Annotated in this window: 2 tRNA genes; both read left to right on the top strand. The window is 51.5% G+C overall.

The features are described from left to right. Nucleotides 1-8 precede the first annotated feature (8 nt). Nucleotides 9-95: transfer RNA gene (locus AB4585_RS22355), tRNA-Leu, on the top strand. 64 nt (nucleotides 96-159) lie between these two features. Further along, a tRNA-Cys gene (locus AB4585_RS22350) sits at nucleotides 160-233 on the top strand.

The raw sequence follows: 233 nt of genomic DNA, 5'->3' as shown, positions 1-233 counted from the left end.
AATTGCGTGCCCTGGTGGTGGAATTGGTAGACACAAGGGATTTAAAATCCCTCGACGTTCGCGTTGTGCCGGTTCAAGTCCGGCCCGGGGCACCATCTATTTGATTATTACCTCGCTTGGTATTAATCAAAAGAGTTGTTCTCTTAAAACACTATTGAAGGCGCCTTGGCAGAGTGGCTATGCAGCGGATTGCAAATCCGTGGACCTCGGTTCGACTCCGGGAGGCGCCTCCA

The sequence above is a fragment of the Vibrio sp. 10N.222.49.C9 genome (assembly GCF_041474985.1).
Taxonomy (GTDB): Bacteria; Pseudomonadota; Gammaproteobacteria; order Enterobacterales; family Vibrionaceae; genus Vibrio; species Vibrio crassostreae_C.
The sequence above is the reverse complement of the archived record's forward strand: the minus strand, read 5'-3'. Positions and strand labels throughout refer to the sequence as shown.